Annotated in this window: 5 protein-coding genes; all 5 read right to left on the minus strand. The window is 65.5% G+C overall.

All coding sequences use genetic code 11. The features are described 5' to 3' along the window. Positions 1-221: 221 nt before the first annotated feature. Positions 222-1,250 (minus strand): carbohydrate kinase, encoded by a 1,029-nt coding sequence (locus WBN46_RS06630; protein WP_337730810.1) that lies wholly within the window; start codon positions 1,248-1,250, stop codon positions 222-224. Between the two features lie 3 nt (positions 1,251-1,253). Continuing rightward, entirely contained in the window at positions 1,254-2,489 is a 1,236-nt protein-coding gene (fucP, locus tag WBN46_RS06635) for an L-fucose:H+ symporter permease (RefSeq protein ID WP_337730901.1), read from the minus strand. Between the two features lie 126 nt (positions 2,490-2,615). Continuing rightward, positions 2,616-3,773 (minus strand): LacI family DNA-binding transcriptional regulator, encoded by a 1,158-nt coding sequence (locus WBN46_RS06640; protein ID WP_337730811.1) that lies wholly within the window; start codon positions 3,771-3,773, stop codon positions 2,616-2,618. A gap of 76 nt (positions 3,774-3,849) precedes the next feature. Continuing rightward, the gene (locus tag WBN46_RS06645; RefSeq protein WP_337730902.1) at positions 3,850-6,273 is read right to left on the minus strand and encodes a GH92 family glycosyl hydrolase; all 2,424 of its coding nucleotides are present in this window, start codon (positions 6,271-6,273) and stop codon (positions 3,850-3,852) included. Between the two features lie 245 nt (positions 6,274-6,518). Further along, entirely contained in the window at positions 6,519-9,659 is a 3,141-nt protein-coding gene (locus WBN46_RS06650) for a TonB-dependent receptor (protein ID WP_337730812.1), read from the minus strand. Positions 9,660-9,830: the final 171 nt, after the last annotated feature.

Consider the following 9,830-nt stretch of genomic DNA (forward strand, 5'->3'; position numbering starts at 1 on the left):
TGGCATGGCGGCAGCTGTGCCGGCCGCAGAGCGGCCACGACCGATGGGATCGTGGCGGGGATTCTAGACGTGTTCAACGTCGTGTTGAAACCCCGGGGCACGCCAGCGGCGTGATTCGCCGGTGCGTGCGGGTCTTCCTCCGGTCCGCGGCTGTCCCTGCCGAGCCGGCAGGACCTACCTACCGCCGCGGGGAATCACGACGCTGCTTTCCTGGAGGCGCGTCAGCCTTCTTCTCCCAGAGCGAGGGCGGCGGGTTCATGGTGCTGCTCCCGGAGAAGCTGGTTCACTTCGGCCAACGACGGCATGGCGGCGAATGCGCCCTTCCGCGTCACCGCCAACGCACCCACGGCAGCGCCGAAGCGGATGGCGTCTTCAAGACCTTCCCGATGCTGGCAGAAGGCATGGAAACCCCGGCCATCGCCACCGAGTTCTCCCAACCGGAACAGCAGCCCGCCCACGAAGGCATCACCGGCCGCCGTGGTGTCGCGCGCTTCGACGCGGAAGCTGGGCGCGTGCCCGGACGCCTGCCGCGTGAACCACCGGATCTGCGCGGCGCCATCGGTGACGATCAGCCAGTGCGCCTTGCCTTCGAAGATGCGCGCCCGCACGGCCGCCTCGCCATCGGCGCCGCCACCCAGTGGCTGCGCCAGATAATCCAGTTCCTCCTGCGAGAGCTTGACCAGGTCGGCAGCCGACAGGGCCTGCCACAGGCGCGGGCCCGGATCCACGCCTTCGGGCCACAGCGCCGGACGCAGGTTGAGATCCAGGCTCACCATCGCTCCGGCATCCCGTGCGCGCGCCATGCCATCGAGGGTCGCTTCGGCGACACCGGCTTCGGTCAGGCTGTTGGAGCAGACATGGAAACTGCCGGTGCCACCAAAGCAGGCAGGCAGGAAATGCGCGCTGCGGAACAGCAGGTCGGCGGCGGGCGGGCGGTAGAAACTGAAGCTGCGCTCGCCCTGCTCGTCCAGCGCAACGAACGCCAGCGCGGTCTTGGCAGCGTTGGTGCGCACGATGCAATCCGTCGCCACGCCGGCAGCGACGAAACTCTGCAGCAGGAAGTCGCCGAACATGTCGTGACCCAGCATGCCCGCGAAATGCGCGTCGGCGCCCAGCCGTGCGGCGGCCACGGCCACGTTGGCGGGCGCACCGCCGGCGTACTGCAGGAATGCGCGCGGCGTGTCGGCGGTGGCAGGGGGCTGGGCCAGCAGATCAATGAGGGCCTCGCCGAAACAGACGATCTTCGACATCGCTTACGCTCCCTGCGCCTGCGTGGCCGGTGCCGGGCGCGAACCCGACAGGCCGTAGAACACGATGTAGCCATAGCACAACAGCGGCAGCAGGAAGGAAGCCTGCACGCCCACGCCATCCGCGAGCACGCCCTGCAAATAGGGCACTACGGCGCCACCGACGATGGCCATGATCAGCAGGCTGGAGGCCTTGTTGGTCAACGGTCCCAGGCGTTCGATGCTGAGCGCGAAGATGGTCGGGAACATGATCGAATTGAACAGGCCCACTGCCACCACGCTGTAGAGCGAGAGCTTTCCGCTGCCGAGCAGCGTCGTCGCCAGCAACACCACATTGGCCACCGCGAACAACGCCAGCAGTCGGCGCGGCGAGAAGCGCACCATGATCGCCGAACCGGCAAAACGCCCGATCATCGCCAGCGTCCAGTACGCCGCCACGTAGCGCGAGGCTTCCTGTTCGCCGAACCCGCCGATGGCCGGCATCGACAGGTAGTTGACCAGGAAGCTGCCGATGGCCACTTCCGCGCCGACGTAGAAGAAGATGGCGAGCACGCCGAAGCGCACATGGCGGTGGCGCAAGGCTTCGCCCAGCGTATGCCGCACCGGACCGGCCTGTTCGGTGGTCTCGCTCAGCGTGGGCAGGCGGAACAGGAACACGAACAGCGCCAGCAGGAACAGCACGACCGCGAGCCCCACATACGGCCCCTGCACCGCCTGCGCCTCCTGCGCGCGATACGCGACCTGCTCGACCCCCGGCAGCGCCGCGATCTGATCGGCGCTCTTCACCGTGTTGCCGAGGATCAGCAGGCCACCGATCAGTGGCGCGATGGCGGTGCCCAGCGAGTTCAATGCCTGCGCGAGCGTCAAGCGGCTGGAACTGGTCTGTTCTGGCCCCAGCAGCGCCACGTAGGGATTGGCTGCCACCTGCAACACGGTGATGCCGGTGGCCAACACGAACAGCGCGCCGAGGAAGGCTTCGTACACACGCAGTTCCGCTGCCGGCCAGAAGCCCAGTGCACCCACGCCAGCGATGGCGAGGCCGGCCACGATGCCCTTCTTGTAGCCCAGATGCGCGACCAGCCGGCCGGCCGGCAGCGACATCAGGAAGTACGCACCGAAGAAGGTGAACTGCACCAGCATCGCGCGTGCGAAATTCAGTTCGAACACGGCCTTCAGGTGCGGGATCAGGATGTCGTTGAGGCAGGTCAGGAAGCCCCACATGAAGAAGATCGTGGTCACCACGGCCAGCGCCGCGCGCGGCGTGACGGCCGAGGCGGACCCGCGGGAGGTCACTGTGGGTGGGGATGATGCGATCGGCATGCGGTCGTAGACCTCAACGGGCGAATGGGAAAGAAGAAAGGGGAAGCGTCATGGGCGCGGTACGCCGCTGCTTTCGCGGATGCACAGACGCACGGGCGCGATCGTGCGCATCGGGGCAGCATCGGGATCGGCCACGCGCTGCAGCAGCATGCGCGCCGCCTGCCGGCCGCGCTCACGCGGATCGACGGACAGCGTGGTCAGCGGCGGCGTGGTCATCGCCGCTTCGGGAATGTCATCGAAGCCGGTGACGGCGAAGCCCCGGCCCGGCTGGATGCCGCGCGAGGCCAGGCCCAGCATCAGGCCCAGCGCCACCGTATCGTTGTAGCAGACCGCGGCGGTCGGACTGGCGCGCTCACCGAACAGCGCACCGGTGCGCGTAGCCGCTTCCAGCCGGTTGGGCGCCGATTCGATCAGCCATTGCGGCTCCACCGGCAAACCCGCTGCGGCCATCGCCTGCGCGAAACCCGCGCGCCTTTGCCGGCACGAACTGGAATCGGCATGGCCGCCGAAGAAGGCGATGCGGCGGTGGCCCAGGCCGATGAGGTGTTCGGCCGCCATGCGTGCGCCGCGCTCGTTGTCCAGCGCCAGGAAGTCCCATGCGTCCGCGCCGGCCAGTTCCCGGTTGAACAGCAGCACATGGCTGCGTGCATCCAGCACGGTACGCAGTTCGGCGGCATCACTGCCTTCGGCGGGGGACAGGATCACGCCGGCAGGCGTGTGCTCCATCAGCGACGCAAGTACCGCCTGCTGGCGCTGCGGCGATTCACCCGTGCTGCCGAGCAGGGTGACGTAGCCCTGCCCGCCCAGCGCTTCATCCACGCCTGCGGCGAACTCCGCGAAGAACGGGTTGGACAGGTCATTGATCACCAGCGCCACGCTGGATGACGTGCGCCTGCGCAGGTTGGCCGCGCTGCGGTTGTAGACGTAGCGCTGGCGCTTCAGTTCGGCCTCCACCCGGGCGCGCGTGTCGGCATGCACCAGCGGACTGCCACGCAATACCAGCGACACGGTCGCGCGCGACACCCCGATGGCATTGGCGATATCGGTGACGGTGACCACGCGCTGGCTTTCACGCTTGCGCTCGGGCGCGGCCGGCTTGGCTTCACCCGCCTTCTTCGCCGTCTTTTTCACCGGCTTGCCCGCCTTGGGCGACGAGGACCCGGCCTTGCCGGTGGCAGCCGTGCGCGAGGGACGCTTCTGGCTCATATGGATCGATTCATTCCAGAGAAAGTCCGCAGCGTAAACCATTGCACCGGCACGCTCGCCAGGGCGGCAGGAAGACTCATCGACCCGCCCCGGGCAGCGCGGCCGGATCCGCGGCGCAGGGCGATGCGGGCAGGTCGTCCGGCCGCGTACCCCAGCCCTGCTGCGGCGGTGTGCCGGTCAGTTCCACGTGCAGGCGACCGCCCTGCTGCAGGTCTTCCCAATCCACCCACACGGACGGATGCGCGCGTCCCCGCAACGACACGTTGTCGATGTACTGCAGCTTGTCGTCGTCCGCCTGCGGCGCGTCGATGCGCAACGTGCGGCCCTGCCCCAGATCGATGTCGATGCGCGCGAAACGCGGAGGATGCAGCACGAACTGGCCCGTGCCCGGCACCACCGGATACAGGCCCATGGCACTGAAGAGGTACCACGCCGACATCGTGCCCAGGTCATCGTTGCCGGTGACGCCATTGGGCGCATTGGTGAACAGCCGCTGCGCCGCATGCAGCACCGTGGCGGTCTTCCACGGCTGGCCGATCAGCGTGTACATCCACGGCGCGTGCAGGTCGGGTTCGTTGTTGGGGTTGTAGCGGAACTGGTTGTAGTAGCTGTAAGGCCCCACCACCCATGCCTTGCGTGCAGCCCCGGCGGGATCGGCCAGCAGCGCATCGTAGGCAAAGAACGTATCCAGGCGCCGGGCCGCCTGGTCGCGCCCGTGCATCGCCTCGACCAGGCCCGGGACGTCCTGCTGTGCCAACCACTGGTACTGCCAGGCCGTGCCCTCGTGGAAGCCATGGTGCGAGCGCGGGCCATAGCGGCCGTCCGCCGGCGTGTACCACTGGCCGTCCTCGGTGCGCGGACGCGGAAAGCCGCTGAATCCGGCTTCCTCGTCGCGGATGTCCGCATCCCAGAGCGTGCGCCAGTTGCGGCCCCGCCGCTTGAGCACGGCAGCGTCATCGCCATGCCCCAACGCATCGGCCATCAACGACAGGGAGCAATCGGCCAGCGCGTATTCCAGTGTCGCCGAACCGCCATGGTGCGGATCCACGTCCATGCCCTTGGATGGGAACGCGCGGTCGTACTGCACGAAGCCGTGCTCGAGATAGTGGGGATTGCCGGAACGGCCGGCATGCCGCGAGTTCAACGGCGGCACGCCGAATGCGTTCTCGCGCAGCGCCGCATACGCATCCGCCTCGCGCCCCTTCATCGCACCGAAACGCCACAGGTCGACGAGGAACGGGGTCACCGGATCGCCGGTCATGATATTGGTCTCGAAACTGGCGTAACCCCAGCGCGGCAGCCAGCCGCCCTGCTCGCGTATGGCCAACAACGACCGGCCGATGTCGGCGGCGCGCTGCGGTCGCAGCAATGCCACCAGCTGGTTCTGCGAGCGGTAGGTGTCCCACAGCGAGAAGTACTCGTAGTAGGTCCAGCCATCGGCACGGTGGATGCGGTCGTCGTAGCCGCGATAGCGGCCGTCGGCATCGCTGCCGGTCAACGGCTGCAGCAGCGCGTGGTACAGCGCGGTGTAGAACACGGCACGGTCGTCGGTACTGCCGCCATGCACACGCACGCTGGCCAGTTCCTTGTCCCACACCGACTGCGCGCGCGTGCGCATGGCGTCGAAGCCGAGCAGCCGTCCGCCCTGCATGCCTTCGCTGCGCAGGTTGTTGCGCGCACCGTCCGCATCGACATGGGAAATGGCCGAGACGGCCGTGACGGAAGAATTGCCTTCCAGGTCGAAGGTCAGCCATGCCCCGTTGGGCTTGCCCTCGCCTTCCATGCTGTGGCGCGCATTCACTACGCCTCCGGCTTCACCCCAGGTACCGAACGCTTTGAACGGGCGATCGAACTCCAGGCGGAACCAGGTGGTGTACTGATGACCACCGCAGAAACTCTTGGTAACCAGCTTGCCTTCCACCACGCGGTCGCCCACGACATTGATGGCACTGCCGGTGACCGCATGGCGTTCATTGGCCTGCCCTACGTTGACCAGCACGTGGCCCTCGCCGCGGCTGGAAAAGGTGTAGCGTTCGGCGGCGGCGCGGGTCAGTGCGGTCGTCTCGGCATCGATGCCGCCGTAGTCGGTCAGCCGCACTTTGTAGTAGCCCGCCTGGCCGTTCTCGCCGTCATGCCGGTAGCGCGAACCGTAGCGCTTGTGGTCGAACGTCTTGGCGTCGGCCGTGTCGAATTCGCCGCCCGGACCGATGCGCCCGGTGACCGGAAGCACCGATACCTGTCCCCCTTGCTCCCAGCAGCCCGCGCCGGAAATGAAGGAGTGGCCGAAGCCGCGGATCTGCGGGTCGTCGTAGCGCCAACCGGAATAATGCGAACCGATCGGGCTGACCTGGATCTGGCCGAAAGGCGCGGACGCTCCAGGAAACGTGTTGCCGTCGTCCTTGCTGCCGATGAAGGTGTTGACCTCTTCGGCCAGGCTTCGCGGCGCCGCTTCGGCTGCCCATGTGGTCGTTGCCAGGAGCAGGAACAGCGAGCGGAACATCGCGTTGATCGTCATGTCTTTCATGCGTTCACTGGTCGTCGTGGGTCGGCAAGGGTGGCACTGGCGGGGAGCAGCATCTGCACGATGCCGACGGGAGCTGGCATCGTGCGGGCCTCACCGGATGTGGCGGCGTCCATGCCCGCCACGATGAATGGAAAAGTGGCCCGGCCGTAGCCGGGCCGTCGGCCCCAAGCCGCCTGTCGCCAGGCGGGAGAGAAGGCAAGGGGCGAACAGGGGACACGTCCTCAGAACTTGTAGGTCAGGCCCAGGTACAACTGGCGGCCGGAGTAGTTGTTGGAAAAGAAACGGTCCTTGGTGTCGTTGCCCAGGTGCATCCGCTGCTCCGACTTGGTGACATTCAATACCGAACCGGTCACCGCCAGGTCGTCCGTGATGTCGTATGCCAGGTTCAGATCCAACTGATCGTACGGTTCGGAGTAGATGGTGAAGCCGTTGTTCAAGCCGCCGACCACTTCACCACGCCGGTTGTACGAAGCTCGCGCCAGGAACCTGGTGGTCTCGTAGAACACCGTGAAGTTGGCCTGGTTCTTCGCACTGCCCACCAGCGGCGACGAACCTATCTCCTCGCCATCGATGACCACCGAGGCCAGGTTGGTGTCGTTGTAGGTGTAGTTGGCCTGGAAGCCCAGGCCGAAATCGAACGTGTACTGACCGTACAGCTCCACACCCTGCGACACGCCATCCTGACCGTTGGCCTGGGTCGAATAGTCCTGCACCGTCACCGACTGCCCGCCGACCACCATCTGCTGGTCGCGCACCACCGGCACGATGAAGTTGTCCACATCCTTGCGGAAGAGGCCCACACCCGCCACCGCGCCCGGCTGGAAGTACCACTCCAGGCTGAGGTCATACTGGTTAGCTTCGAACGGCTCCAGGCCCTTGTTGCTGCCCGAACCGTACCAGCCGGGGTTGGGTGCGCCACCGGCGACACGACGGTCATTGCTGTATTCGTCGGTGTAGTAGCTCAGACCACCGGGGTAGGCGATGTCGGTGTAGCTGGGGCGGGCAATAACCTTGGACGCGGCACCGCGCAGCACCAGGTTCTCGGTGATATCCCAAGCGATGTTGAAGCTGGGCAGTATGTCGGTATAGGTCTTGTCCAGCGACGCCATCTCGTAGCTCTTGGCCCTGGCCAAGCCATCCGGCAGCCGAACGAAGTCGCTTTCGCAACTGTAACCGGTGTTGGAGCCCAACAACGCGACACCGGCAGGGTCGTTGCAGGCCATGGGCGAGCCAGTGGCATTGTCGACGAAGTAGTCGTTGAAGCGTTCGACCGAGTCGCTCGATTCGGCGTGCTGCTTGGTGCGGGCGACACGAATGCCGATGTTGCCGCGCACGTTCTCGGTACGGAAGTTGGCCTGGAAATAACCGGCGTAGATCTTCTCACCGACGTTGTAGACGAAATCTTCTTCGCGGCGGTTCTGCATGCCGCCGTAGCGCTGGTTCAAGTACTCGATGTACGCCGGGTAGTTGATGCCCGGGAATACGTTGGCGTTGAACCCTCCGGCGATGTCACCCAGCGGCTTGGACAGGAAGAAGCCCGGCTGCGCGATGCCCGCCGTGGAATCACAGCCGGCCTGGTAGCGCATGCTGTAGTCGCCGGGATCTGCACCCTGGCACACCCAGTAGGTATTGCCGGTATTGCGGTGGACCTTGCCATCGCTGTACTTGGCGCCGAACTGGATCGAATCCAGCCAACCGGTTTCGAACAGCTTGGTGAAGTCGCTCTGGAAGTGGTTCTGCTCGATGCTGGTCTGCATCCACGACGAATCGGTCGAGCCGGTATCGATCTCGGCGATGCCGGCCATCAGCTGTTCCTGCAGGTTCGGCGAGAACGTGGCCGACGGCGTGCCGGTCAGGTCCCAGGCGCTGTAGGTGTTGCCGGGCTGGTACACGCCATTGACCTTGCGGCGCGGCTTCGCGGACATGCGGAAGTTCATCGACGGGCCACCTTCGGACCAGGTGCGGCCACCTGCGAACGAGGCCTTCCACAGGGGGCTGATGTCCCAGTCGATGCTCAGGTCGGCGGTCTGCGACAGCGCCTTCTCGCGACTGTAGCCGCCGGTGAGCTGCGGGGTGGGAATGGTGCAATCGTCCGCACCCCAACCGCCGGGCGGCAAGCCGGCAGCCGCTGCCTCTTCTTCACTGCAGTAGTAGGTCTTGCCAGGCAGCATTTCATATTCGGCGCCGGTGACGATGGTGCCGCTGGGATCGAAGGTGAAGCCGTTGAGCAAGCGGCCTGTCGTCCAGTTGCCGTCGCCGGCAACGCGGGCCAGGTTCCACTCCGGAATCTTCAGCATGTTCTGGGCGTAGTCACCCTGCAGCTCGAAGCGGAAGTAATTGCCGGTCAGGGTCAGGTTGTCGATGGGCTTGAACTGGAAGGTCAACTGGCCGCCGGTACGCTCGCGCTTCTCGTCACGCACGGCGAAGTTGACCGAGGTCGGCATGAAGAAGCCCGAGTAATGCCCGCCGTTCTGATCGTAGATGCCCGACCGGCCCCAGAAATGGGAAGCATCGGGCAGCGGGTTGCCATTGACGTCCACCGCCGGATGCCGGGTCCTGCCGCGGACATTCCAGACGAAGTCGTTGATGATGTTGCCGTTTGCATCGACGCGATCGCTATACCACTGCCAGTCCTCGGTGCTGACTTCCATGCTGCGATTGTTGCGCTTCTGCTTGGTCGCGCCGACCAGCACGCCGAAGCGGCCGTCCTCGCTATGCCAGGAATACAGAGCCGACATCTGTGGATCGACACCGCTGCTGGTGTCGGACGACGTGCCTTCCAGCGAAGCGAAGCCCGAATTGGCTTCCATCTCCAGCGGACGACGGGTGCGCAGGATGACGGTACCGCCGATGCCGCCTTCGTCGATCCGCGCTTCCGGCGACTTGAACAGTTCAGCGCTGGACAGCATGTTGGCCGGCAGCAGCGTGTAGTTGAACGAACGCGAGGCCTCGTTGTTGGTCTCTGACGAGGCGATGTAGTTGCCGTTCAACTGGGTCAGGGTGAGACCTGGAGCCAGGCCTCGCACGCTGACGCTCTTCCCCTCGCCGCCACTGCGGGTGATCACCACTCCCGGCACGCGCTGCTGCGCGTCGGCCACGTTCTTGTCGGGGAACTTGCCGACGTCTTCGGCGGTGATCACCTCGACGACGGCATTCGCATTGCGCTTCTGGTCCAGGCTCTGCTCGATCGAGTAGCGGTAGCCGGTGACGGTAACCTTGTCTAGGTCCGTGGCGGCGGAACCGCCCTGTTCCGTCGTCGCCTGTTGCGCGAGCGCGATGCCCGGCAGTACGGCGGTGGCCAACGCAACGGCGATGGCGGTGGATAGAGAATTGCGGATGCGTACGTGTGGCGTGCCTTTCATTTCAATCACCCTCTCCCAAGATTGATTAGCTGCTGACGCAAGATTGTTTGGATCGATCCAAAATTCCGATGCGATGAATCTGTTTTCAATGGAAGGCCGTACGTCCACACAATCCGGCAGGCGCACCCTTCCGCTGCGCCTCCCCTTCCCACCTGCCAGTAATCCCGGAAT

The sequence above is a fragment of the Pseudoxanthomonas sp. CCNWLW251 genome, from assembly GCF_037402255.1.
GTDB lineage: Bacteria > Pseudomonadota > Gammaproteobacteria > Xanthomonadales > Xanthomonadaceae > Pseudoxanthomonas_A.